This window comes from Mesorhizobium sp. ES1-1, assembly GCF_020164785.1.
Taxonomy (GTDB): Bacteria; Pseudomonadota; Alphaproteobacteria; order Rhizobiales; family Rhizobiaceae; genus Mesorhizobium.
Window position 1 is genome coordinate 164,559 of the sequence record NZ_JAIUGX010000005.1, and the last position, 24,731, is coordinate 189,289.

Annotated in this window: 22 protein-coding genes; 7 read left to right on the forward strand and 15 right to left on the reverse strand. The window is 63.6% G+C overall.

Features of this window, described 5'->3' with window-relative positions:
• Nucleotides 1-75 precede the first annotated feature (75 nt).
• Together LB513_RS10915 and LB513_RS10920 are read left to right on the forward strand one after the other, a co-directional pair.
• Complete coding sequence (locus LB513_RS10915; protein WP_224663502.1) at nucleotides 76-2,496, forward strand: FAD-dependent oxidoreductase; 2,421 nt, start codon at nucleotides 76-78, stop codon at nucleotides 2,494-2,496.
• A gap of 108 nt (nucleotides 2,497-2,604) precedes the next feature.
• Nucleotides 2,605-3,507 (forward strand): SMP-30/gluconolactonase/LRE family protein, encoded by a 903-nt coding sequence (locus tag LB513_RS10920; RefSeq protein ID WP_224663503.1) that lies wholly within the window; start codon nucleotides 2,605-2,607, stop codon nucleotides 3,505-3,507.
• Nucleotides 3,508-3,561: 54 nt separating this feature from the next.
• Here the strand turns inward: LB513_RS10920 and LB513_RS10925 are convergent, their stop codons facing one another.
• From LB513_RS10925 to LB513_RS10940, 4 genes are all read right to left on the reverse strand, one after another.
• Nucleotides 3,562-4,467, reverse strand: a complete 906-nt coding sequence (locus LB513_RS10925; RefSeq protein ID WP_224663504.1) for an allantoinase PuuE — start codon at nucleotides 4,465-4,467, stop codon at nucleotides 3,562-3,564.
• Between the two features lie 17 nt (nucleotides 4,468-4,484).
• Entirely contained in the window at nucleotides 4,485-5,552 is a 1,068-nt protein-coding gene (locus tag LB513_RS10930; RefSeq protein ID WP_224663505.1) for a pyridoxal phosphate-dependent aminotransferase, read from the reverse strand.
• A 331-nt stretch (nucleotides 5,553-5,883) separates the two neighbouring features.
• Nucleotides 5,884-6,564, reverse strand: a complete 681-nt coding sequence (locus LB513_RS10935; RefSeq protein WP_224663506.1) for an outer membrane protein — start codon at nucleotides 6,562-6,564, stop codon at nucleotides 5,884-5,886.
• A gap of 456 nt (nucleotides 6,565-7,020) precedes the next feature.
• A complete protein-coding gene (locus LB513_RS10940; protein WP_224663507.1) occupies nucleotides 7,021-7,674 on the reverse strand; it encodes a TetR/AcrR family transcriptional regulator in 654 nt (217 codons plus the stop codon).
• A 109-nt stretch (nucleotides 7,675-7,783) separates the two neighbouring features.
• Between LB513_RS10940 and LB513_RS10945 the strand changes: the two genes are divergently transcribed.
• From LB513_RS10945 to LB513_RS10955, 3 genes are all read left to right on the forward strand, one after another.
• Nucleotides 7,784-8,467: a PspA/IM30 family protein gene (locus LB513_RS10945; protein ID WP_224663508.1), complete on the forward strand. Its 684-nt coding sequence runs from the start codon at nucleotides 7,784-7,786 to the stop codon at nucleotides 8,465-8,467.
• Between the two features lie 65 nt (nucleotides 8,468-8,532).
• Nucleotides 8,533-8,820: a YiaA/YiaB family inner membrane protein gene (locus tag LB513_RS10950; RefSeq protein ID WP_224663509.1), complete on the forward strand. Its 288-nt coding sequence runs from the start codon at nucleotides 8,533-8,535 to the stop codon at nucleotides 8,818-8,820.
• Between the two features lie 92 nt (nucleotides 8,821-8,912).
• The gene (locus LB513_RS10955; RefSeq protein WP_224663510.1) at nucleotides 8,913-12,338 is read left to right on the forward strand and encodes an acyl-[ACP]--phospholipid O-acyltransferase; all 3,426 of its coding nucleotides are present in this window, start codon (nucleotides 8,913-8,915) and stop codon (nucleotides 12,336-12,338) included.
• Nucleotides 12,339-12,377: 39 nt separating this feature from the next.
• On the opposite strand, the gene LB513_RS10960 is transcribed toward LB513_RS10955, so the two are convergent.
• The 11 genes from LB513_RS10960 to ccoN all read right to left on the reverse strand — a co-directional run bounded on the left by LB513_RS10960 (nucleotide 12,378) and on the right by ccoN (nucleotide 23,456).
• On the reverse strand, nucleotides 12,378-12,827 hold the full coding sequence (locus tag LB513_RS10960; RefSeq protein WP_224663511.1) for a hypothetical protein: 450 nt from the start codon (nucleotides 12,825-12,827) through the stop codon (nucleotides 12,378-12,380).
• A gap of 154 nt (nucleotides 12,828-12,981) precedes the next feature.
• Nucleotides 12,982-14,193, reverse strand: a complete 1,212-nt coding sequence (locus LB513_RS10965; RefSeq protein WP_224663512.1) for a hypothetical protein — start codon at nucleotides 14,191-14,193, stop codon at nucleotides 12,982-12,984.
• Between the two features lie 103 nt (nucleotides 14,194-14,296).
• A complete protein-coding gene (locus LB513_RS10970; protein WP_224663513.1) occupies nucleotides 14,297-15,247 on the reverse strand; it encodes a hypothetical protein in 951 nt (316 codons plus the stop codon).
• Between the two features lie 164 nt (nucleotides 15,248-15,411).
• Complete coding sequence (gene ccoS, locus LB513_RS10975) at nucleotides 15,412-15,567, reverse strand: cbb3-type cytochrome oxidase assembly protein CcoS (protein WP_224663514.1); 156 nt, start codon at nucleotides 15,565-15,567, stop codon at nucleotides 15,412-15,414.
• Nucleotides 15,564-17,843, reverse strand: coding sequence for a cation-translocating P-type ATPase (locus LB513_RS10980; protein ID WP_224663515.1), 2,280 nt, complete (start codon nucleotides 17,841-17,843; stop codon nucleotides 15,564-15,566). Before LB513_RS10980 ends, ccoS begins: the two co-directional genes overlap by 4 nt.
• Nucleotides 17,840-18,337 (reverse strand): FixH family protein, encoded by a 498-nt coding sequence (locus LB513_RS10985; RefSeq protein WP_224663516.1) that lies wholly within the window; start codon nucleotides 18,335-18,337, stop codon nucleotides 17,840-17,842. Before LB513_RS10985 ends, LB513_RS10980 begins: the two co-directional genes overlap by 4 nt.
• Complete coding sequence (gene ccoG / locus LB513_RS10990) at nucleotides 18,334-19,920, reverse strand: cytochrome c oxidase accessory protein CcoG (RefSeq protein ID WP_263482063.1); 1,587 nt, start codon at nucleotides 19,918-19,920, stop codon at nucleotides 18,334-18,336. The genes LB513_RS10985 and ccoG overlap by 4 nt, the downstream gene beginning before the upstream one ends.
• Nucleotides 19,921-20,076: 156 nt before the next feature.
• Nucleotides 20,077-20,940, reverse strand: coding sequence for a cytochrome-c oxidase, cbb3-type subunit III (gene ccoP, locus LB513_RS10995; protein WP_224663517.1), 864 nt, complete (start codon nucleotides 20,938-20,940; stop codon nucleotides 20,077-20,079).
• Nucleotides 20,937-21,092 carry a cbb3-type cytochrome c oxidase subunit 3 gene (locus LB513_RS11000; RefSeq protein ID WP_224663518.1) on the reverse strand — a complete coding sequence of 52 codons (156 nt, stop codon included), beginning with the start codon at nucleotides 21,090-21,092 and terminating at the stop codon, nucleotides 20,937-20,939. The genes ccoP and LB513_RS11000 overlap by 4 nt, the downstream gene beginning before the upstream one ends.
• Nucleotides 21,093-21,103: 11 nt before the next feature.
• On the reverse strand, nucleotides 21,104-21,835 hold the full coding sequence (gene ccoO, locus LB513_RS11005) for a cytochrome-c oxidase, cbb3-type subunit II (RefSeq protein WP_224663519.1): 732 nt from the start codon (nucleotides 21,833-21,835) through the stop codon (nucleotides 21,104-21,106).
• Between the two features lie 10 nt (nucleotides 21,836-21,845).
• Entirely contained in the window at nucleotides 21,846-23,456 is a 1,611-nt protein-coding gene (gene ccoN / locus LB513_RS11010) for a cytochrome-c oxidase, cbb3-type subunit I (protein ID WP_224663520.1), read from the reverse strand.
• 125 nt (nucleotides 23,457-23,581) lie between these two features.
• Here ccoN and LB513_RS11015 point away from each other — a divergent pair, with 125 nt between their 5' ends.
• Complete coding sequence (locus LB513_RS11015; protein WP_224663521.1) at nucleotides 23,582-23,770, forward strand: hypothetical protein; 189 nt, start codon at nucleotides 23,582-23,584, stop codon at nucleotides 23,768-23,770.
• Between the two features lie 57 nt (nucleotides 23,771-23,827).
• Nucleotides 23,828-24,730, forward strand: a complete 903-nt coding sequence (cyoA, locus tag LB513_RS11020; protein ID WP_263482064.1) for a ubiquinol oxidase subunit II — start codon at nucleotides 23,828-23,830, stop codon at nucleotides 24,728-24,730.
• Nucleotide 24,731: the final 1 nt, after the last annotated feature.

Consider the following 24,731-nt stretch of genomic DNA (forward strand, 5'->3'; position numbering starts at 1 on the left):
AGCCAACAGATCTCCAAGGCGCTTGCCGAAAGCGCAAAGAAGAAAAGTCGCCGAACCAAGGGAAGAAATCTCGCTATGCGTACTCATGCACAAGCCGTTGTCATCGGCGGCGGCCTGATCGGCTGCTCGATCCTCTATCACCTTGCGAAATTCGGCTGGACGGATGTGGTCCTGCTGGAGCGCAACGAGTTGACTTCGGGGTCCACATGGCACGCGGCGGCCAATATTCACGGCCTGCATGATTCCACCAATATCAGCCGCCTCCAGCACTATACGATGGCGCTTTACAAGGAACTCGAGGCCGAGACAGGCCAGGGCTGCGGCATCTTCCAGCCGGGCTCGCTCTATCTCGCGCAGACCGAGGCCCGCGAGCATCAGCTGAGGCTTCAGGAGGCCAAGGCGCGGCGCTACAAGATGAATTTCTACGAAGTCGGGCGTGACGAAGCGGAGCGACTGCACCCGCTGGTCGATTTCGACGGCATACGCTGCATCATGTATGAGCCGGAAGGGGGCAATGTCGATCCGTCCGGCGTCACGGCCGCCTACGCGGCGGGCGCGCGCCAGCGCGGCGCCGAGATCCACCGCTTCACGCCGGTCACGGCGACCGAGGCGCAGCCCGACGGCAGCTGGATCGTGCGCACTCCAAAGGGCGACATCCACACGCAATGGGTTGTCAACGCCGCCGGCCTGTGGGGCAGGGAGGTCGCCGCCATGGCTGGCCTGCAGCTGCCTTTGATCCCCACCGAGCACCAGTATTTCGTCACCGAGACCATCCCGGAAATCGCCGCCATGGGCCGCCGCCTACCCTCGGTCGCCGATCGCGACGGCGAATATTACCTGCGCCAGGAAGGGCTCGGCCTGCTCATCGGCGCCTATGAGCGCAAGATGAAGTTCTGGGCGGAGGACGGAACACCGCTGGATTTCGGCCATGAGCTGTTTCCCGACGACCTCGACCGCATCGAAGAAAACATGATGCGCGCGATCGCGCGCGTGCCGGCCGTCGGCACCGCCGGCGTCAAGAAGGTGATCAACGGGCCGATGATCTGGTCGCCCGACAGCGCGGTGCTGTTCGGGCCGGTGCCGGAACTGAACAATTATTTCTGCTGCAACGGCATCATTCCGGGCTTCTCGCAGTCGGGGGGCATGGGCAAGCTGGCGGCCGAGTGGATGATGGAGGGCGAGCCTTCGCTCGACATGTTCCCCTGGGACATGGCGCGCTTCGGACACTGGGCCGGCAAGGCTTTCACCAAGGCGCGCGTGCAGGACCAATACAGCCACCGTTTCAAGATCCATTTCCCCAATGAGGAGCGCGCCGCCGGGCGGCCGGTCCGCACCCGGCCCGCCTATGAGCTGCAAAAGCAGATGGGCGCGGTGTTCGGCCTCAATTTCGGCTGGGAGCATCCGCTCTGGTTCGCTGCCGAGGGCGAGCCGCGCGAAGAGACGATCGGTTTCACGCGGCAGAACTGGTGGGCCCCCGTTGGACGCGAAGCGCGCATGCTGCGCGAGCATGCCGGCATCATCGACGTCTCGAACTTCGCCAAATACGAGGTCAAAGGCGCGGGCGCCGAGGCTTGGCTCAACGCGCTGTTCGCCAACCGCATGCCGACGGAAATCGGACGCTCCTGTCTCACGCCGCTGATCGGCAAGCGCGGCGGCATTGCCGGCGACTTCACCGTCACGAAGCTCGCGGACGACGAGTTCATGGTGTTCGGTTCCGGCATGGCCGAGCGTTTCCACCAGAGGTTCTTCAAGGCCGTCCCCTTGCCTGAAGGCACGACGTTCCGTTCTCGCACCGAGGAGCTGGCCGGCTTCAACGTCGCCGGCCCGAAGTCGCGCGAATTGCTGCAGCGCCTGACCAATGCAGACCTGTCGACCGAGGCGTTTGCCTTCATGCGCTCGCGGCGGATCTCGGTGGCCGGCGTCGATGTGGTGGCGCTGCGCGTCTCGTTTACCGGCGACCTGGGATGGGAACTTTATTGCAAGGCAGCCGACCAGGTCGCGCTTTACGAGGCGCTGCTCAAGGCCGGCAGTGAAATCGGCGCCGGACCGGTCGGCTCGCGCGCCCTGATGTCGTTGCGCGTCGAAAAGGGCTATGGCAGCTGGAGCCGCGAATACTCGCCTGAATATTGGCCGCAGGAGGTCAAGTTCGATCGGCTGGTCAAGATGGACAAAGGCGAGTTCCTCAACCGCGAGGCCTATGCCGCTGTCGCCGACAGGCCGGCGCGCGACGAGCTGATCATGCTGTCGATCGAAGCCAAGGATGCCGACGCGACCGGCGGCGAGCCGATCTTCCTGCCGGACGGCACGCCGATCGGCCAGGTATCGTCCGGTGCCTATGGCTATTTCGTCGAGCAGTCGCTGGCGCTCGGCTACGTCAAGGCCGGCTCGGCTCGGCCTGGAGACAAGGTATCGGTCGCCATATTGGGGAGGCCGCATGAGGCGGTGCTGTTGAAGCAGCCGCCCTTCGACCCCGAAGGCAAGCGGCTGCGGGCATAGGCTTTGCCCCTTTGGCCCCAGCCGGCTGCCGAAAGAACCACGATGGCGGGTATCGCCGGCGAACCCGACTCGGGGAAGATTTCAACCGCTGGCACAAAGGGGAATCGCATGATCAAACGGTATCTGCTGGGCACGTTGTTTGCCCTTGCCCTCGCATCGTCCGCAAACGCGGGAGACGTCAAGGTCGTCAATGACGCCGCATGGTTCGCCGAAGGACCGATCTGGTATCAGGACAAGCTCTTCTACGTGGAATATGGCCGCGGCACCGTGACCGTGTGGGACGGCAAGAAGAACGAGATCTTCTGGAAGATGGATGGCTGCGGCCCTTCGGCTGTGTTGCCGACCACGACCGGCGAATTCCTCGTCACCTGCTACGACAGCAATTTGATCGGCCGCATCTCCGCCGACGGCAAGACTCTGCCGGCCTATGACAAGGATAAGGACGGCAAGCCGTTCAGCGGACCCAACGACTTCGCGCCGGACAAGGATGGCGGGGTCTATTTCACCGGCTCGGGCAAGGGCGGCCCGCTGATCGACGCTTCGGCCTACTACATCGGCAAGGACGGCAGCGTGACCAAGGTTGCGGGCGACCTGCACAATGCCAATGGGCTTGTCATGTCGAATGACGGCAAGATCCTCTATCTGGTGGAGACGGAGGATAACCGGATCATCGAGTTCGACGTCCAGTCCGACCACACGCTGAGCAACCGCCGGGTCTTCCTGCGCCTCGACGATCTGTTCCCGAACCAGCCGCATATCTGGCCCGACGGCATCAAGATGGACAAGGCCGGAGAGATGTATATCGGCCAGAGCCCGCGCTCGCTCGACGCGCCAGGCAAGATCCTCGTCGTCGACAAGGATGCGAAGCTCGTGCGCACGCTTTCGGTGCCGTCGCCATCCATGCCGAACTTCGCCTTCGGACCGGACGAGAAGGTGCTCTATGTGATGGCGCTCGACCAGATCGACGCGGCGCCCTGGAAGGGCAAGGTCTACGAGGTGCCGAACAAGTAGTGAGCCACGGCCGACGGGCGAAGGGTTTCGCCCGTCCCTTGGGCGTGGGTCGGCTCAGCCGCCGAACCGGTCCAGCCAATGCTGGGCAAGGTCGGAGCGGCGGCAGATCCAGATGTCGGGATTGGCCTTGATCTTGTCGAGGAAGCGGGCGAGGCCGATCATGCGGCCGGGCCTTGCGGCGAGCCGGCAGTGAAGCGACACGGTCATCATGCGCGGTGTCTTCTCGCCTTCGGCCAGCAGCCAGTCCACGCCATCGCTGACATATTCGAAGAACTGGCTGCCGGTCTCCAGGCCCGAGCCACGCGAGAAGCGGCTGTCATTGTTGTCGAAACTGTGCGGCACGACCAGATGCCGCTTGGCATCGACATCGACGAAATAGGGCAGGTCGTCATTGTAGTCGTCGCAATCATAGAGGAAGCCGCCATGTTCGGCCACCAGCCGCCTTGTGTTGAGGCTGGGCCGGCCGGTGTACCAGCCGAGCGGGCGAATGCCCGTCAGGCGCTGGATGGTGTCGACCGTCATCGCGATGTGCTGGCGTTCCTCGTCCTCGCTCAGCGGCGCGTAGTCGATCCAGCGCCAGCCATGGCACACGATGTCGCTGCCAAGTGCTGCGATTGCCTTGCCGGCTTCCGGATTGAGCTCGAGCGCGCGGCCCACCACGTAGAAAGTCGGGATGATGTCCTTGTCCTGAAACAGCGACAACAGCCGCCAGACGCCGACGCGGGAGCCGTATTCATAGAGCGATTCCATGTTGCGGTTGCGCAGGCCCGGCACGGCCGGTGACACGGCAAGATCCGACAGGATCGCCTCGGAGACACCGTCGCCTTCGCCGATGCTGTATTCGGCCCCTTCCTCATAATTCACGACGATGTTGAGCGCCAATTTGGCGCCGCCCGGCCACTCGGCGGCCGGCGGCTTGTCGCCGTAGCCGATGAAATCGCGGGCGGGCAAATACGGCATTTTCAAATCTCCTCAATCTATGCGCTGCGCATGTCGATCAGTATGCGCAGCGCTCGGTCCATTATCTCTTGCGGGCCGACCGTCGCGCGCAGACAGTCCGTGAGGCCGTAACCGCCCAGGCCCCGGACGATGATGTCGGCCTCACGCAAGGTTCTCCCGGCGGTCTGCGCGGCTTCTGCGCTTGAGAAGCCGATCAGCACGAAGTTCGTCCGGCTCTGCGGAACATGGTAGCCGGCTGACCGCAGATCCTGCGCAAACCGATCGCGTATCTGCGCCGTACGGGCCACCGTTTCGCGCATATAGTCCTGGTCCTGGACCGCCGCGACCGCCATTGCGAGGCTTGCCGTGGTGACCTGGTTGGAGTTCTGGATCTTGCGCACCTCCGCGGCGATTGAAGGCGCAAACAATCCCCAGCCGACGCGCGCGCCGGCCAGGCCATAAGCCTTGGAAAGCGTGCGCAGCACGACAGTGTCGCTGCGCGCGACAAGGGCAAAGACAGGCCGTGGGTCCTGATCGTCGAACTCGCCATAGGCCTGGTCGATCACGAGCAGCACATCCCCACGCAAGGCGGCGCGCAAGCGCAGCAGTTCGGCGTTGCGGATGACCGTGCCGGTCGGGTTGCCGGGATTGCAGACGAAGACGATCCGCGTTGCGGGGGTGACAGCGGCGAGGATGCTGTCGACCGAGACGGCGAAATCCTGTTCCTCGGCCTTGACGTAGACGGCACCGGTGCGGGCCGTCGCGGAGGCCACGAAATTATAGGCATAGGATGTGCCCAGTACCTCTTCGCCCGGCCCCGCGAACGCCGCGATGGTGCAGCTGATCAGATCCATCGAGCCGGCGCCGCACAAGATCAAATCAGGTTCGACCCCATAGGCTTGCGCGATCGCTTCGCGCAGTTCCGTCCAGTCCGGGTCGGGATAGAGGTGGCTATGGGCAATCGCGTCCTGGCCAGCAGCGATCGCTCTCGGGCTGGGCGGAAAGGCGCTTTCGTTCTGAGCCAGGGTCGGCCGGTCATGGCCGCCGAGATTCGCCAGTGCGAACGCAGACATGGCCTCCACATGGGCCGCTGCTTTCAGGGGCATGAATGGTCCTTGGTACACATGCTGGGGTATACATGCTGGCCGAACGATCTAGGAGCAGGCTACAATTCGCATGCTCATGCACAAGCAAAATCGAGCCGCGCAATGGCTTCGAAAATCTGGCCCTCGTTGGATAGGTGACGAACCTTGCGAGGCGACGTCAGCTATACCTGCTTGCCACGTCCAACGCTGCATCAAGCCTGTCAGTCCGGCCGGTCAGGATTGACCAAGCCGAAGTTCGTAGCGGAAGGCAGGGAAGTCGACGGCGCGACCAAGCGTATTCCCGCAGTGCCGGAGTCGTGGCGCTGCCGCCGAAGCTCGCTATGGCGAGAAGCTAGAATTTGTAGTTCAGGCCGAGCCGGACGGTGTGGAATTTGTTGTCGAACTCGGTGTTGCTGCCACCGTAGTCGATCGTCTGATTTCCAAGGTCAACATAGAGATATTCGGCTTTCGCCGACCAGTGATCATCTAATGCGTACTCTATACCTGCGCCGGCCGTCCAACCGGTTTTCGTGCTCTTCTCCGAAAAGCTGTTGTCAGGTCCGTCAAGATAGCGGTTTTCCACGCTGCCAAATGCCAAACCGCCGGTGCCGTAGATCAACGTGCGATCCATAGCATAGCCGACGCGGCCACGAACGGTGCCGAACCAGTCGATCTTTGTGTCGTAGGTATCGCCTCGGACCCCAATGTTGATCTCGTCAGAGCCGCCATTGATATCGGCGCCGCTGAAATCGGCTTCGACACCCAGGACCAGTGAGTTCATCTGATAGTTGTAACCGACCTGCACGCCGCCGAGAAATCCGTCGACATCGTAGTCCTGGGTAGCGGCAAAACCCGGAGTGTTCGGAGCACTGAACGTAGCGTCGGTCTGACCGAAGCCGTAGCCTACGTGCCCGCCGACATAGAGGCCGGTCCAATTGAAGGCCGAGGCCGGTTCCATGACCACCGCGTCAGCAGCGAAGGAGGGGCTCGCTGCGAGAGCGAACAGCGATGAGATGACAAAAAGACGCTTCATAGGAGGCTCTTTGGCGTTCGAGGTGACTGCACCAATATGGCGCCACACCCAGAACGGACAATCCTGAATTGAAAGGGTATATTGCATTCTCCCAACATGTTGCCGAGGGGACACACACATCAGGGCGTATTGCGCAGCCCGCTGCCCCGGCAAACCGTGCATGTGATGACCGCGCCCTTGCATTGTCGACGGCGCGTGCCCGTGGGACAGCAGGTGCCTTGGGTCCGCAAGCTCTTGCTGCATTGAAAGACCTTGCCCGAACCCAGGCACTGTTGGCAGCGAAACTTCCTGAAATGCATCCACGCATCCGCCCGGAAAATGGCAGCTACGCGAGTTCAAGGCGTTTGGTTTCAACCACTCGATGTCAGGTACTTCGCCGCTTGGACAGGGGCGTTGGCGCTGTGTCCCAGGTGCGGGGTCGGCATCCGGCTTCGCCCGGCGCCGTCATCTTTAAGCCTAGGGAAGGGTGGAGGCGGATTCCTGATGCACGGCCCGCCTTCTGTTTCCACTGGTGCTTTCGATGCCCGCCACAAGGGTGGCGACGAAGGTCAGTAACTCGCCTTCGAGGTCTGTTGGCGCTAGACCGATGAAGCGGTCTTCGAGCGAAACAGTGACGATGCCGTGCACCGCCGAGAACAGGGTGCGCGCGCGGGCAAGAAGTTCCGGCCTGTCCAGAGCGGGAAGCAGTGTAGCGAGTGGGTCGACCAGATGCTGGATCAGGACAGCATGCTCGGCCAGATGCCATTCGGGCACCGGCACACCCGGCGTCATGCGATGCTCGAAAAGGGCCCTCCACGCCATGCGGTTGTCACGTGCGAAGCTGAGATAGGCCTTGGCCAGCGCCATCAACTTTGCTCTCGGCGCCGCTGCCCCGGCCGCCTCGTGCTGCAGGGCGGCCCCAAGTTTGGCCAGCGTGATCGAATTGACATGCAGGACAAGCTCATCGAGATCGGCAAAGGCGGTGTAAAGCGCACCCAGGGCGCAGCCGGCATCGGCCGTGACGTCGCGGGCGCGCAACCCGGCCAGGCCTGCGGATTGGATGCGCGCTCGCGCGGCCTCGATCAGCCTGCCCCTCAAGTCCTCACGCCTGGCGTCCCGTGCTGCGGTCATTAACCTTCCTCGCCGAAATTATGAACGACGTTCATTTTTGTCTTGAACGCTGTTCATGATGTGTTACGTTGCAATCATGAACAACGTTCATAGAGGAGAAACCGGAACGATGAAACAGTTTTTTGCCCTTGTGCGTGGCCGCAGCCACGATGCAGCCGAAGCGGTCGTCGACCGCAACGCGCTGGTGATCCTGCGCCAGCAGGTGCGCGATTGCGCCGAAGCGATTGCCGCCGCGCGCCGGGCCGTGGCAATCGCCATTGCCCAGAACGATCAGGAGGTCGCGCAATTCAAGAAGCTCGTCGCCCGCATCGACGATCTGGAGCAGCGGACCATGGCGGCGCTCGAACAGGGGCGCAATGATCTTGCCCGCGAAGCAGCCGAAACCATCGCCCTGCTGGAAGCCGAACGCGACGCCTCCGACGAGGCGCAGAAGACCTTCGGCGCCGAGATCGAGCGGCTGAAGCGGATTGTGCGCGCTTCCGAGATGCGGCTGCGCGAATTGCAGCGCGGCCAGCGCATCGTCGCCGCGGTCGATACCACCCAGCGTCTGCGTGAAAGCGCGCCCGGCTCCAGCCTGTCGGCGCTCAAGGATGCCGAGGAGACATTGCTCCGCCTGCGCACAAGGCAAAAGCAAATCGACGCGGCCGCCGCCGCCATGGCCGAAATGGAACAGTCGGGCGACCCTGCGGCGGTCAGCGAGAAGCTGGCGGCGGCCGGCTGCGGCATGCCGCTGAGGAGCAGCGCCGACGCCGTGCTCGAACGGCTGGCCAGCAAGATCGCCAGGCCGGCCTGACTGCATCAGGCCTGAAACAGACCGACGCCGACCCGACCTAACCCCGAAACAAAAGGATCATACCGATGTCCCCGAATACCTACGCCCCCAAGGACTCAAGCGCCTGGAAGACCTTCACCATGGTCAGTTTTGCTGTTGCCGCATCGATGATGGCCGGCGGCATCTACTTTCTGGAGGCGAGCTTCGCCGCCAAGGGGTTCTACGCCATGGCCGCCATCATGCTTGTGCACACCTCGATCACCATCACCAAGACCATGCGTGACTCGGAAGAGGCAGGCCGTTTCATCAACCGGCTGGAAGACGCCAAGACCGAGAAGCTTTTGATGGAAGTCAGCCGCAGTAACGAAGTGTAACGGCCTTCCCGTTACACCAGGCTCAAACCGCGCAAGGCCGCCGATCGGTCCCAGAAGGATTGCACCGGTCTTGCCCAATGGAAGTCGCCGCTATGGAAATCGCCCCGATCAACCGTCCGACAAGTCATCTGATGACGTCCCGGCGCTTTGCGCCCTTGTTCTGGACGCAGTTCCTGTCCGCCTTCAACGATAATTTCCTCAAGAACACACTGGTGTTCCTCATTCTGTTCACGCTGGCGGCGGACCAGGCGGCGTCGCTGGTCACCCTGGCGGGCGCCGTCTTCATGGCCCCCTTCCTGTTCCTCTCTGCGCTCGGCGGAGAGATCGCCGACCGCTTCGACAAGGCCCTGATAGCCAAGCGGCTGAAGTTCGCCGAGATCGCGGCGGCCGCAGTCTCCGTCGCCGGCATCGCCCTGTCGTCCATTCCCGTGCTGATGACGGCGCTTCTGATGTTCGGCATCATCTCGGCCCTGTTCGGCCCGATCAAATACGGCATCCTGCCGGATCACCTCGAACGCAAGGAATTGCCGCGCGCCAACGCCTGGATCGAATCGGCGACCTTCGCCGCCATCCTCGGCGGCACCATCGCCGGTGGCGTCGTCTCGGCCGACGGGATCGGCGTCACGGTCTTCGGACCGATCATGATGATGCTTGCCGTCGCCTGCTGGCTTGTCAGCCGCTACATTCCCTCGACGGGTTCGGCGGCCCCCGACCTTGTCATCGACAGGAACATCTTCCGCTCGACCTGGCGCCAGGTCAGCGAGCTGCGCACCGACAAGCGGATCTGGCGCGCGGGCTTGATGACGTCGTGGTTCTGGCTGATCGGCGCCATCGTCCTGTCGATCCTGCCGACACTGATCAAGGGTTCGCTTGGCGGCAACGAGATGGCGGTCACCGTCTATCTCGCCGTGTTCGCGGTTTCGATCGCTATCGGCTCGGCAATCGCGGCGTGGATGTCGCAGGGACGCATTGTGCTGCTGCCGGCGCCGGTCGGCACGGCGCTGCTGGCGCTGTTCGGCCTGCACCTGGCCTGGACGATCTGGAGCATGCAGCCTTCGGCCGCGGCCGAAACGCTTGGCGTCTTCTTCGCCGGGCCCAACACCCTCCGTGTCGCGATCGACCTGGCCGGCATGGCTATCGCCAGCGCCTTCCTCGTCGTGCCCACCTTCGCTGCCGTGCAGGCCTGGTCGCCCGAGGCGCGCCGCGCCCGCGTCGTCGCGGCGGTCAGCATCGTCAATGCAGGTTTCATGACCGTCGGCGGCATTGTTGTGGCCGCGATCCAGACCAAGGTTTCCACCGGAGGAATCCTGTTCGGCCTCGCCGCGGCAAACGCCGCCGCCGCCTGGTTGATGTTGAAATATCTGCCGACCAACGCTTTCCGCGATTTCGTCTCCATCCTGTTCCGGGCCTTCCTGCGCCTGGAGGTCGAAGGCATGGAGAACCTCAAGGCGGCCGGCAAGGCGCCGATCCTGGCGCTCAACCATGTCAGCTTTCTCGACGGCCCGCTCGCCTTGACGCTGACCGACGAAGAGCCGGTCTTCGCGATCGACTACACGATCGCGCAGGCCTGGTGGATGAAGCCGTTCATGAAGCTCGCCCGCGCTCTGCCCCTCAACCCGGCCAAGCCGATGTCGACCCGAACGCTGATCAAGATCGTGCAGGGCGGCGACCCGCTGGTCATCTTCCCCGAGGGTCGCATCACCGTCACCGGCAGCTTGATGAAGGTCTATGATGGCGCCGCCATGGTGGCCGACAAGACCGGCTCGATGGTCGTGCCGGTGCGTATCGACGGGCTGGAGAAGAGCTATTTCTCGCGCCTGTCGTCCCAGCATGGGCGCCGCCGCCTGTTTCCGAAGGTCAAGGTGACCATTCTCGAACCGGTCAAGCTCGAGGTTGAGCCGGAACTGCGCGGCCGCAAGCGTCGCGCCGCAGCCGGCAATGCCCTCTACCAGGTGATGTCGGATCTCGTGTTCCGCACCCAGGATATCGACAGGACGGTGCTGGAAAAGATCATCCAGACCGCCTCCACACGCGGCATGAAGCAACTCGCCGTGCAGGATCCGGTGACCGGTTCGCTGAGCTACGGCAAGCTGCTGACGGCCGCGGCCGTGCTCGGCGCCAAATTCGAACAACTCTATGCCGGCCAGCCGACGCTGGGCGTCATGCTGCCCAATGCCAATGGCGCCTGCGCCGCCCTGCTTGGCGTCATGTCATCCGGCAAGGTCCCGGCGATGATCAACTTCACCGCGGGCGCGGCCAATATCCTGTCTGCGTGCAAGGCCGCCGAAGTGCGCACCGTGCTCACCTCGCGCGCCTTCGTCGAACAGGCAAAGCTCGGTCCCGTCGTCGAGGAACTCGGCCGTTCGGTCGACATCGTCTGGCTCGACGATCTGCGCACGACGATCGGCCTCAAGGACAAGCTGCTCGGCCTCCTGCGCAAGAGCAGGCCGCGAGTTGCCCGCAAGCCCGACGATCCGGCGGTGATCCTGTTCACCTCGGGTTCGGAAGGCACGCCGAAGGGCGTGGTGCTCACGCACCGCAACATCCTTGCCAACGCCGCCCAGGCTGCCTCGCGCATCGACTTCCACTCGGGCGACAAGGTCTTCAACGTCTTGCCGATCTTCCATTCCTTCGGCATGACGGCGGGCACGGTGCTGCCGCTGATCTCGGGCGTGCCGGTCTATTTCTATCCTTCGCCGCTGCATTACCGCATCGTGCCGGAGCTGATCTACGGCTCGAATGCGACGATCATCTTCGGCACCGACACGTTCCTGTCCGGCTATGCGCGCACCGCGCACCCTTATGATTTCCGCTCGATACGCTATTGCTTTGCCGGCGCGGAACCGGTTAAGGCGGCGACGCGCATGACCTATATGGAGAAGTTCGGCGTGCGCATCCTCGAGGGCTATGGCGTGACGGAGGCGGCACCGGTGATCTCGATCAACACGCCGATGTACAACCGCTCCGGAACCGTCGGCAAAATCATGCCGGGCATGGAATATCGCCTCGACCCGGTGCCCGGCGTCGATGATGGCGGACGGCTTTTCGTGCGCGGACCCAATGTCATGGCCGGCTATCTCCGGGCCGAGAAGCCCGGCGTGCTCGAGCCACTTGAAAATGGCTGGCACGACACGGGCGACATCGTCGATATCGACGAAACCGGCTTCATCACCATTCGCGGCCGCGCCAAGCGCTTCGCCAAGATCGGCGGCGAGATGATCTCGCTGGCGGCGGTCGAGGCGCTGGCGGGCGAACTGTGGAAGGGCTCGCTGTCGGCCGTCGCCACGGTGCCGGACACGCGCAAGGGCGAGAGGCTGATCCTCATCACCGAGGCCGCCGGCGCCACGCGGGCTGAGTTCCTGACCTTCGCCAAGGCCAATGGCGCCATGGATTTGATGGTGCCGGCCGAAGTGTTGGTGGTGGCCAAGGTGCCCGTGCTTGGCTCCGGCAAGCTCGACTTTGCCGGCATAAGCAAAATGGTGCGCGACCAGGAAGCCATGAAGATCAAGGCCGCCTGATCGGAGACGCGAACAGGCCGGCGCGGGACGCCGGCCTGTTCAGACGATAAGCCCTTGAAGCGGCAACCGTGCGCGGCCGGGTACGGATCCCGCAATTCCGGCCCGCAGCGCATTGATCAGCCGCCGCTCCGCCGGGATGGAAAAATGCCGGGTGCAGATCTCCGCACTTTGCGGGTGATCGGCGACGGCCGCCATCGGCCAGGCAGCGAAGCCGAGCCGTGTCAGGCCGAGCCAGAACCGGTAAAAGGCGCTGCCCGACTCCACGGGAGATTCCTCGCGCGGGCGGTGGAACAGCGCAATCGCCGCCGCCGACCTCGTCTTCGATCCTTCGCCCGTCAGCGCCTTGCCCAATCCCAGCGCATCGATGGCTTCGAACAGCCGCGTTCCCAGGACCGCTCCAGCGCTGAATCCTTCCAGCGAACCCATGCGCAGCGCGTCGAGATTGAGGCCGTCGGCATCGTAGCGCGGATGCGAGCGCGCCAGCCGCATCCAGCCCACAAGCTCGCGGCGGAAAGCGGGTTGGTTTTGGCCGACATGAACCGCTTGAGGTCGCTCAGCATCGGCGAGACGTGGGGCGTGTCGTCGCCATAGGCATTGAAGGGCGCGCGAAAGAAGACGGCCATGTCGCGCTGGAGGATGGCGATCAACCCTTCGCCTCCCGCTGCGAGATCAGCATGGCCATGCGCTGGACGGCGCGCAGTTCCATCTTGACGCCCGGCGACGAGGCCAACGCCGGCATGTTGAGCGCCACCACGCTCAACGGCTCGAGCGTCGCCAGCAGCACATGCGTCGCCTCGTACTTCTCGAACAGCCAGGCCAGTTGCTCGCGTATATCCTGGTCGAACCGGGCGTCCGGCTGCGCATTGGCGAGGGTGAGCACGGGAACCTGCTGCAGCGCCCGGGCCAGCGCCTTGAGGTCGAAATCGCCAAGCTCGGCGGCAGGCAGGATCAACGCCCCGTCGACCAGCATATGATGCTGCAGGCCACGCAGGAAACCAGCCGAATCCGTGAGGTCGCCTTCGGCCATGTGCCGCAGCAGCGAATCGCGGCGTTGTTCGGCTCCCAGGCTGACGCTGTCATTGTAGATGACGGCCAGCAGCGTCGCGGAAAGCACGATCACCACGCCCTGCACGCTGCCGCGCCAGCCGAGATCGTCGATGCCGCCCAGCGCCAGCCCGGCAAACACCGAGCTCAGGGCGATGACGGCGAAAGCGCCGATCGTGTCGCGGTGGCCAAGGCTCGCGCGTCCGAGGCCGATCGTCAGCCAGCACAGGAACAGGATGGCGATGCCGCCGAGCCGCACCGGAACCTCGAACAGACCCGGCCGGTAATCCGTGATCATGAACGGAATGATCAGAAGCAGCGACAGCGCCATGCGCTCGACCGTACGGTTCTCGGCTGCCGAAAGACTGCCGCGATCGCGCTTCATCACCAGCCAGCCGATCGCCAGGAAGCCACCGAACTGGAAGGCCAGGAGCGCGGCCATCCGCCAGGGTTCGGCGAAGCGCTCCGGGACGAGGGCCAGCAAGAAGAACAGCGCGGCGCCGCCTGCGGCGAAGAATTTCAGCGCGAAGGGCGCATGCCGGCGCAGCAAGCCCTCGGTGAGCAGCAGCGCCGCCAGCGGCAGCAGACCCGCTGCCACGATGGTGGCGAAGCGGAAGATGGCGAGGCCCGTGGTCCAGTCGAGGATGCGGCAGGCGAGCAGCGCTGCCAGCACCCTCAGACCGAACAGGAAGCGCCTTGACAGCGGATCGGCCAGGTCGCGCCCGCCGACGACCGAGATCACGATCAGCAGGCCGATCAAAGCGGCGAGCGAGGTGATGGTGTCGGCGACCAGCGTGCCGTCGAAACTCATCGCCCGGTGCCGCAGACGAGCACGGTCGCGTTCCGCAGCCTGGTCTGCTGGGCTTCGCTGGCGAATGCGATGTTGCGGATCGTGAATTCCCCGTAGCTGAATCCTAGCGTGTCCATGGTCTCAACATGTTCCATTGGCGGCTGGAGTCGGCCCAGTGAACCACCGGCAGCACCAGCCGCTGGAGTGTGGCGGCGGCCCCGGCCACGCCAAGGGCGGCAAGTGATCCGCGCGGAACCGCGTCGGCGAGATAGGTGCGCGCGGCCTGGAAATTCATCTGGCCGATCTGCAGCACATCGTCGCCCCGGCCGTAATCGAGTTCCTTGTGGCAGAACTCATTATAGGTCTCGTCCCTGTGCTTGGCCGCGTCGTCGAACGACTTCTTCAGATCGTCGGAGCCGCCCGTATAGGCATTGGTGATGACGAAGCGTTCTTCGTCGAAACCGGCCTCGGGGCCGACGCCGAAGACATGGCGGTGACGCGCCATGATCTGCCGCGCCAGAAGCACATGAGTCAGCGAGCGCCGCGCGCCGGCATGCGGGCCGGGAAACACATTGGTGAAGGCTTCGGCGACCATGCCGACGACGGCGGGGACCTGGGTGACGTTGGAGATCCAGATCGGCCTCAGCTGATTGCGCAGGAACATCAGGAAGCAGGTCAGGCCGTAGAGGATCCAGCTCAGGCCGCGGCTACGCTCGTCCGGATCGACCATGACCAGGCCCAGATGCAGCACCTCATAGGGCTTGCGGGCGAGCGAGATCTCCATCAGGGCCAGCGCGTTGAAGGCAATCGGCCGCCCGTCGCTGCGCCTGTAGACGATGGTGATGATGGACTGTTCCAGGCGGCCGCGGTCGCCGGAAAAGACGCCATAGGTCAGGCTGTCTGCCTTCAGCGTCTTCGACGCGACCAGACACAGATCCCGGGTCAGCTGCTCCAGCTCGGCCGGCTCCATCCAGCGTCCGGGCCGCTCGACGACCCGCGTCTCGTAGCCGTCCGACACGCGCATGCGCACGTCCATGAACCGACCCGGCAGGAGTTGCAGAACCGCGTGTAGCAAGACTTATCATCTCCTGGGATTGGAACCCTGCAGTAGATGAATTCCCCTAAGATGCAGTAAAGTCAGTATTGATGATATTCGATCGGTCTTATCGATGTATAAAGCATAGCTGATTTTGCCGACGAGATCAGTGAATTTGCCAATTCGCCGCGTGTTTTCCCGCATCAGCGGCCAGGCTTGTCGTCTCGGTCGATGAGAATGCGCTCGGCGGCACCCTCGAGATCTTCATACTGACCGCTCCTCAGCGCCCATAGGAAGCCGCCAAGTCCAAGCGCGCCGAGGAACAGCGCCACGGGGATGAGATAGGCGAGGGTGGTCACGACGGTTGCGCCAATTGTCCGGCGCCGGAGCGCTTGCCCGGCCCGGCGGTTCGGGCCGCTGGATCTGCGCCAAGGCCTTGCAGGCGCAGTGCATTCGCGATGACCAGCAGCGAAGAGGCGGACATGGCGATCGCCGCGATCAGTGGCGTGACATGCCCCAATATGGCGATCGGCACGGCGACGGCATTGTAGACGATTGCAATGACGATGTTCTGGCGGATCAGGCTTCCCGCCTTTCGCGAGACCTCCAGGGCGAGGGGCACTGCCAGCAGGCTTTCGCGCAAGAAGACGAAATCGGCCGCGTTACGGCCGATGTCGGCGGCGGTCGCCGGAGCCATCGAGACATGCGCCGCGCTCAATGCGGGCGTGTCATTGAGGCCGTCGCCAACCATCAGGACCCTGTGCCCGTCTTTCGCCATGGTGTCGATGCGCTCAACCTTGCGGGACGGCAACAGGGACGGAACGAAGTCGTCGATACCCAGCATGCCAGAGACGTTGCGACAGGAGGCCTCGGTATCGCCCGACAGCATTTCCACTGAAACCTGCGTGTCGTTCAACCGCTCGATCGCTGCCCTTGCATCGGCACGCAGCACATCCTCGAACTCGAAGGTGGCGACAAACACCCCGTCTTTCGCCAGGACCGTTCCGCCATCGCCATCTCTGCCGCCGCTTCCGGTTGGCGCCTGCCATCCGGCCCAGCCGCGCCGGCCCAGCCGCCAGATGCTCCCGGCGGCCTTGGCTTCGATGCCGAAGCCCGGATGCTCGCTGACGGCATCGAATTCATGCCGTCCGCCCAAGCCCGCAATGGCCTTTGAATAGGGGTGGCGCGAATGCGCCGCCATGCCTGCCGCGATTGCCAGCATAGCCGGGTCGATGGACGCCGCATTGACGAGCCGGGCCTGTCCGTGCGTAAGCGTGCCGGTCTTGTCGAACACCGCCCTATCGATCGTCGCCAGGCGCTCCATGGCCGACCCGTCCTTGACCATGATGCCGTTCTCGAACAGGCGCCGTGCGGCGACCACCTGGACGATCGGCACGGCGAGGCCGAGCGCGCATGGGCATGTGATGATCAGGACGGCGATGGCGATCGTCATCGCCCGGTGCCAGTCGCCGGTCGCCGCCATCCAGCCGAGGAAAGTCACGAAGGCGGTGAGATGAACCACCGGCGCGTAGAGCGCCGAGACGCGGTCGGCGATCCGGCGATACTGAGCCCGCCCGCCTTCGGCGGCCTCCATCAGCCGGACCATTTCCGCCAGGAACGAATCCCTGGCGGCGGCCGTCGCCACGATCGTCAGCGGGCCGGTAAGGTTGAGGATGCCGGCCTGCACGGTGTCGTCCGGCACGGCGTTCCTTGGCGTGCTCTCGCCCGAGACCAGGGAGCAGTCGAGGTCCGATGTCCCCCGGATGATCTTGCCGTCGACGGGGATCCGTTCGCCGGCAGCGATCAGGAGCTGCATGCCCGGTTCAATCTCGCCAACCGGCAGATAATCGCGCGCGCCGTCGCCGCGCAGCACCAGGGCGCCCCGCGCGGCCAGACGCGACAGGCCCTTCACGGCAGTGCGGGCACGCTCTCGCATGACGTAATCCAGTGTGCGGCCGATCAGCAGGAAGAACAGCAGCGATACCGACGCGTCGAAATAGGCGTGATCGCCGTGATTGATGGTCTCGTAAAGGCTCATGGCGTAGGCGAGCGAGACGCCGACCGCGATGGGCACGTCCATGTTCATGCGGCCGTGGCGCAGCGCGTTCGAGGCCGAGCGGAAGAAGATGCCGCCGGCGAAGGCGAGCGCCGGGATCGCGATCAGGGCCGAGACCCAGTGGAACAGGTCGCGGGTCGCGCCTTCGGCGCCGGACCAGACCGAGACCGAAAGCAGCATGATGTTTCCCGCCGCAAAGCCGGCGACAGCGACAGCACGAATCAGCTCCGAAAGCGTCTTGTCGCTTTCATCCGCCTCGGGGTCGAACAGATGCGCCTGGTAGCCGAGCCGCCCGAGCGCCGCGACGAAAGGCGGGACCTCGTCGCCGCGCCATTTGACCGACACGCGTTTGGTGGACAGGTTGACGCGAGCGTCCTCAACGCGATGAAGCTTTGCAAGCGCCGTCTCGATCGCCTGGATGCAGGCTGCGCAATGCACGGTGGGAACCGAAAGGTCGGTCTGGCGCAGGTCATCGCCAAGCGACCGGCTTGCCAGCCTGATCTCCTGCGAGGATGGCAGGACGGAGGCGACCCCATCCAGATCCAGCGCCATTTCCGCGCCTGGCGCACAACAGCTCATTGCAGCGCCCCATGGGAGATTATGATCCTGCGGACATCGCGGTAGGGTTTGGCGAGGCCGGCATCGGCGTCCACTTCGACGATCCAGACCCCGTCCCTGGGCACGTGTTGCGCGGCGAATTCCTGACCCGTGGCGAGGGCAAGGGTGACGGACTTGTCCTCGGACTCGTAGGCCGGGTGGCGAAACAGCACTTTGACCCCATGCAAGGGAACAGGCTTGCCGGCGGCGTCGGTCAGGCTGTAGCGGACCTCGCCCGATGCGATGGTCAGTTTGCCTACCCAGCCGAGGGCTGCCTGCGCGCGCCCTTCCTCCGCCTTCTTGTTGAATTGCTGGCTCGCCACATAGGTGTTTTCGACGACAAGTCCGGTCCAGCTGGTGTTGGCCAACGTCGCCATCGTCACGTTGACCGCTATGACCACGCCGAAAAAGGCGAGGATGATGGCCAACATGTGCTTGCCGGTGAATTCGCGTGGCTTTTGCGCCTTGGCGGTCATCTGGCGATCTCCGGTGCGTTGAAGGTGGCGGTGTATTCGTCCGCTTCGAAACTCGCCTTGTCCTCGACGCGGAAGGTGAAGGTCTGCGCCGCGCCCTGGATATGGCCGGCCGGCTGGCGGACGAAAATCTTCAGCATCTTCAGCCGGTCGGGCTCGACCGAAATCGGGACGGAACGACCGACGGGCAGATCGATGCCGACGACGCTCATCTCTGCGCCGGGCAGGCCCTGCATGGTGACCATGATCGTCCTTGGCTCGGGGATCATGTTGAGCAGCTTGACGGTGTAACCGTTGCGGATCGAACCGTCGGACAGCGTGACGAACTGGGGATTGCGGTCATGCAGCACGTGGACTTCCAGCCTGTCGCGCGTCAGCAGCGAATAGAGCAGGCCAACGCCGATCAGCGACCACACAGCCATGTAGATGTAAGTGCGTGGCCGGAAGATCTTGCGGATATGAAAGTGGGCCAGCTTGTCGGTGAACGTGCCGTCGGCCTTCCTGACCAGCGACGGATTGACGGAAGTGGAACCGCTCGCGGTCGCCAGCATCATGTTGGCGTTGTAGTCGGAGAGGGTGGCGTAGGAGATCAGTCCGCCCTCTCGGCCCAGCTTGTCCATGACGCCGTCGCAGGCGTCGATGCACAGCGCGCAGGTGATGCATTCGAGCTGCTGGCCATCGCGAATGTCTATCCCCATTGGACAGACCGCGACGCAGGCATTGCAGTCGACGCAATCGCCGACGGGCAGCCCTGCGGCAACGACCTTCTTGGCGTGACGCGAGCGCGGTTCGCCGCGCCAGTCATTGTAGGTGACGGTGAGGGAATTCTCGTCGAGCATGGCCGCCTGGATGCGCGGCCATGGGCACATGTAGGTGCAGACCTGCTCGCGCATCAGACCGCCGAACGTATAGGTCGTCGCCGTCAGCACGGCGACGGTGATGTAGGCGATGGGCGCCGCGGCGCCTGTGAAGAGGTCGCGGGCCAGCGTCGGCGCATCGGCGAAGTAGAAGATCCAGGCGCCGCCGGTCGCCGCGCCAATGACCAGCCAGATGGCGTGTTTCGATACCCGCAGCAGAAGCTTTCGGGCAGTCCAGGGCCCGGCATCGAGCTTCATGCGTGCGTTGCGATCGCCCTCGATGGCGCGCTCAACGACGAGAAACAGATCGACCCATACGGTCTGCGGGCATGTGTAGCCGCACCAGGCACGACCGACGGTCGAGGTGATCAGGAAAAGACCGACGCCGGCCATGACCAGAAGGCCGGCCACATAGTAGAACTCCTGCGGCCAGATCTCGATGAAGAAGAAGTAGAAGCGCCGGTTGGCGAGATCGAGCAGCACGGCCTGATCCGGGGCGAACGGTCCCCGGTCCCACCGCAACCAGGGCGTCAAATAGTAGATGCCCAGCGTGATCGCCATCACCAGCCACTTGAAGCGGCGAAAATTGCCGGAGGCGCGTTTCGGGAAGATCTTCTTGCGTGCCGCGTAAAGTGGCTGACGGGTTTTGGCGGAGTTGACCGCCTCGGCCTCAAGCCGTTCTACCTGCGTATTGTCCAGCACATGCGTCTCCATTCGCACAGGCGGCATTTATCCATGCTCGGGCTACCGGCCTCGGCAAGTCATGCCGCAGGGCAAGGTCAGGCGCGTTGATGCAAGTCAATCCGGGTCACCGCAGCGAAAAAGTCGAGGCCCGGACATGCCGGGCCTCGTCGCCTTGGCGGTGAAGGGCAAAGAGCCCCCCGTTTATTCTCCACCGCCAAGCGAGTGGACGTAGACCGCCAACTCCTTGACCTTGGTCTCGCCCAGGCGCGCGCCCCAGGCGGGCATGACGCCCATTTTCGGTGCGCGGACCTGCGCGGCGATTGCGGCTTCACCCGATCCGTAGAGCCAGATCGCGTCGGTCAGATCTGGGCCGCCGAGCTCCTTGTTGCCTTTTGCATTGTCGCCGTGACAGGCTACGCAATTCTCCGCAAACACTTTGGCGCCGGGTTCGACCAGACTTGCATCCGCGACCTTGCCCGACAGGCTGGCGACATAGGCACTGACCTGTGCGATCTGGTCATTGGTGATGATGTCGCCAAAGGCCGGCATCTCCGACAGGCGCGTGTCCGGATCGGCGGCGAAACGGATGCCGTGCGTAATGGTCTGCTGGATCTGGTCGGCCTTGCCGCCCCACAGCCAGTCGTCGTCATTCAGGTTGGGAAAGCCCTTGGAGCCTTGGGCGCCGGAGCCGTGGCACTGTATGCAGTTGACCTTGAATGCGGCGCCGCCGGCGGCGACTGCGAATTCGCGCAGCGTATCGTCCGCGGCAATCTCCGAGACGGTCTTCGATTCCACCGCGCTGACATATTTGCCCTTGGCCGTTTCAGCCGCGGCCAGCTCGCCCTTGACCTCGTTGCGGCTGGAGTAACCAAGCACGCCGCTGGTCGCCGAGTGGAGCAGCGGCCATGCCGGATAGGCGATGGTGTAGCCGATCGCCCAGACAATGGTGACGTAGAACGTTATGACCCACCAGCGCGGAAGCGGGTTGTTCAGTTCCCGGATGCCATCCCATTCGTGACCCGTGGTCGAGACGCCGGAGATTTCATCGATGTGCTGGTCGCTCATGACAAGTCATCCTCAAGGGGGATCCGGGCGGCTTCGTCGGCCAGCTTGCGGCTGCCGGGGCGTAGGGCAAAGGCAACTGCCCCAACAAAGAAAAGCGCCATCGCGACCAAGCCCCAGCTGTCGGCGAATTCGCGCATCAAATTGTAGTCCATGGATAAGCTCCTCAGCGGTAGCCGGCGGCGTCGTCGTAGTTCTTGAAATCGACCAGAGTGCCGAGCATCTGGAGATACGCGACGAGGGCATCCATTTCGGTGACCTGTTGCGGGTTGCCGTCGAAGTCGCCGACCTTGGCCTTGGGATAGCGGGTTTCGAGGCCGGATGGGTCGGCATTGGGATCGGCCTGCGCCATCAGGTCGGCATTGGCGTGAGAGACCATGTCGTCGCTATAGGGGACGCCGACACGCCTGTTGGCGACAAGATGCGTCGAGAAGTCCTTCACGTCGATCTGCGTATCCTTGAGGAAAGCGTAGCTCGGCATGATCGATTCCGGCACCACGGAGCGAGGCGCGCTGAGGTGCTGCACGTGCCATTCGTTCGAGTAGCGGTCGCCAACCCGGGCGAGGTCCGGTCCGGTACGCTTCGATCCCCATTGGAAGGGGTGATCGTACATCGACTCGGCCGCAAGGCTGTAGTGCCCGTAGCGCTCGACTTCGTCGCGAAACGGCCTGATCATCTGGCTGTGGCAGAGGTAGCAGCCCTCGCGCACATAGATGTTGCGCCCGGCAAGTTCGAGCGGCGAGTAGGGGCGCATGCCTTCCACCTTCTCGATCGTGTTGTCGAGATAGAACAGCGGTGCGATCTCGACGATGCCGCCGACCGTGACCACGAGGAGGGAGCCGACGAGAAGAAGCGTGGCGTTCTTCTCGATGATTGCGTGTCTGTCCATCAAGCCCATTTTCGGCTCCTTATTCGGCAGGCTGGAGGGAGGGCACGGAGCCCGTCATCGGTTGCTCCTCGCGCTGGTGGCCGAGGATGGTCATGGCGACGTTCCAGGCCATGATCAGGGTGCCGGAGAGGTACATGGCCCCACCGAGAGCGCGCATGACATAATAGGGGTGCATGGCGGCGACCGTTTCGGCGAAGGAATAGACCAGGAAGCCCTGCTCGTCGTATTCGCGCCACATCAGGCCCTGCATGATGCCGGACACCCACATCACCGCCGCGTAGACGACGATCCCGAGCGTTGCCAGCCAGAAGTGCCAGGTGACGAGCCTCAGAGAATAGAGCCGGTCACGGTTCCAGAGCTTCGGCACCATGTAGTAGATCGCGCCGAACGAGATCATGCCGACCCAGCCGAGCGCGCCGGAGTGCACGTGACCGATCGTCCAGTCGGTATAGTGCGACAGCGAGTTGACCGTCTTGATCGACATCATCGGACCCTCGAAGGTCGACATGCCGTAGAAGGCGATGGCCATCACCATCATGCGGATGATCGGATCGGTGCGCAGCTTGTCCCAGGCGCCCGACAGCGTCATCAGGCCGTTGATCATGCCGCCCCAGGAGGGCATCCACAGCATGATCGAGAACACCATGCCCAACGTCTGCGCCCAATCGGGAAGGGCCGTGTAATGCAGGTGGTGCGGACCAGCCCAGATGTATAGAAAAATCAGCGCCCAGAAGTGGATGATCGACAGCCGATAGGAATAGACCGGGCGGTTCGCCTGCTTGGGCACGAAGTAATACATCATGCCGAGGAAGCCCGCGGTAAGGAAGAAGCCCACGGCATTGTGGCCGTACCACCACTGCGTCAGCGCATCCTGGACGCCGGAGAAGGCGGAGTAGCTCTTGGAGCCAAGCAGGGAGGCCGGCATGGAGAGATTGTTGACCACATGCAGCATCGCGATGGTCACGATGAAGGAGAGGTAGAACCAGTTGGCGACGTAGATATGCGGTTCCTTGCGCTTCAGGATCGTGCCGAGGAACAGGACGAGATAGGCGACCCAGACGATGGTCAGCCAGATGTCGACATACCATTCGGGTTCGGCGTATTCGCGGCTCTCGGTGATGCCGAGCAGGTAGCCGGTCGCGGCCATGACGATGAAAAGCTGATAGCCCCAGAACACGAACCAGGCGAGATCGCCGCCGAAGAGTCGGGCGCGACACGTGCGCTGCACGACATAGAGGGACGTGCAAAGCAGCGCATTGCCGCCGAAAGCGAAGACGACGCCGGATGTGTGCAGCGGCCGCAGGCGGCCGAAATTGAACCATGGCTCGATATTGAGATCCGGATAAGCCAGCTGCAGCGCGATGACCACGCCGACAAGCATGCCGACCACACCCCAGAATATCGTGGCGATGGCGCCGTAGCGGATTGGACCATCCATGTAAGCGGATGGGTCGATCGGTGCTGCCACCTGGAAATTCGTGTTGCGCAGCAGGATCGCGACAAAACCGAGCAGCACAATGAACAGCACCCACATATGCTGCCGGAAGGGCTCGTCCACACCAAAGCCGGCGGCTAGGAGAGCCGCAAAGGTGAAAAGACCCAGCGCGACGATTGGTGTGCCGAATTTCATGAGATGCCCCCGACCTGGATTGCGACGTGCAAACGCCACTTCGCGGGGACACAAATCCGGCAGCGGGCTCATCGCCGCCTTGATCCAGATCAAGGCCACATGCTTTTGGGATCGGGCCGCGTCAGTTGGCGGCCATCATCGCAGCAGCTTTGGGCAAGCAGCAGGCCAGCCGCATCGACCCAAAGCAACGCTCAAAAAGCCGTGAACGTTTGAACCAGTTGAGTTCCGCGATGTTAGTCAGGGCGCACAGGGCCGGAGGGGTGTGGTATGAACTGCGTCACTTTGACGGCATGGTGATGACTCAACCTTGGTGACGGTCAGGTGATGAAGCGGAACATATTTGCCCCGGACATGTCCGGCGCCTCTGACGCATGCGAGGATGGCGCCGATCGAGTCTGTGGTGCGGTCACGACCGCCGTACTCGTCAAATCGGCCAGGCGGTGACGCTCGCGATGGAAAATGCTGGCGTGCTCGATCCGCAGGGGCCGGTTGCATTGGCAGAGCGGACGATGCTGTTCAACGCGACGGCTATCATGCTGGCGGTCATCCTCCCGGTTATTATCCTGACATTGGCCACGGCCTGGTGGTTCCGCGCCGGCAATGCAAAGGCTCGTTACCTGCCCGATTGGGAGTATTCCGGTCGCGTCGAACTGGTCGTGTGGGCGGTGCCGGCGCTCGTGATCATGTTCCTGGGCGGCATCGCCTGGATCGGTTCGCACCAGGTCGACCCCTATGCCCCCTTGGTTTCGGACGCACAGCCGGTCGATGTCGAGGTCGTCTCGCTCGACTGGAAATGGCTGTTCATCTACCCGGAGCAAGGCGTTGCCAGCGTCGGCCGGCTCACCATTCCCGCCGGCCGGCCGATCCGCTTCAGGCTGACCTCGGCCACCGTGATGAACAGCTTCCTGGTGCCGCAGCTCGGCAGCCAGATTTATACGATGGCAGGCATGGTCACACGGCTCAGCCTGCAGGCCGACAGGCCGGGACGCTATCCCGGCCTGTCGGCGCAATTCAGCGGCAGCGGTTTTTCCGATATGCGATTTGAGGTGGAGGCCGTGCCGGATCGGGAATTCGATGAGTGGGTGTCCAGGACCCGCGCGGGGCCGGACGCTCTCGATCAGGCTGCCTACGCGGCGCTCGCTAAGCCGGGCACGGCCGAAGCGCCGCGGGCTTTCGCGTCGGTGTCGCCCGGCCTGTTCGAGGCGATCGTCGGGGGCGATGGCGGCATGATGGGATCGGTCGCGTCAACATCCTCCCATGCGCAGGCTCACTGAC